The organism is Mitsuaria sp. TWR114 (assembly GCF_007997345.1).
Genome location: NZ_VOSR01000774.1, coordinates 1 through 718 on the forward strand (window position 1 = coordinate 1; position 718 = coordinate 718).

Consider the following 718-nt stretch of genomic DNA (forward strand, 5'->3'; position numbering starts at 1 on the left):
ATCGTCGCGCAGGCGCAGCAGATGTCGCCGAGCGCCGATCCGGCCGCGCCAGGCCTGCTGAACCAGGTGCGCGACAAGGCCTCCGACCTGGTCCTGTCGGCGATGAACTTCCTGGGCGTGCCGTACAAGCGCGGCGGCAACTCGGTCAGCAACGGCTTCGATTGCAGCGGCTTCACCCGCCACATCTTCGAGATGAGCGTGGGCCTGGTGCTGCCGCGCCGCGCCGACGAGCAGGCCAAGCTGTCCAGCCTGGTCCCGATCAAGAAGGAAGACCTGAAGCCGGGCGACCTGGTCTTCTTCAACACGATGCGCGCGACCTTCTCGCATGTCGGCATCTATGTCGGCGAAGGCAAGTTCATCCACTCGCCGCGCGTCGGCGGCGCGGTCCGCGTCGAGGACATGCGCGAGGCCTACTGGGCCAAGCGCTTCACCGGCGCCCGTCGCGCCGACCTGAACCAGGCCAACGCGGGCACCTGAGCCCGCACCCGCCGCAGTCGCGGCGGTTCTTGCGCCCCACCTCCCAACGACGCTTCCCCGAAGGCAAGCCCTGACACGGCGCCTTTGGGATCCCGGCTATGCTGCGCCCCAGCGCCGACCGCCGCGATCCACCTTGTCCGCCGTCCTCGATCCCGCCTCGACACCGCTGCTGCGAGCACCCGACCAGATGGGGCAGGCCCTGCTGCTGGCCGTGCTGCTGCACGTGCTGGTGCTGCTGGTC

At 69.4% G+C, this 718-nt stretch carries 1 protein-coding gene; it reads left to right on the forward strand.

All coding sequences use genetic code 11. The features are described 5' to 3' along the window. Positions 1-477, forward strand: a 477-nt coding sequence (locus tag FUT87_RS23995) for a C40 family peptidase (RefSeq protein ID WP_310735319.1), incomplete at its 5' end; no start/stop codon positions are given. Positions 478-718: the final 241 nt, after the last annotated feature.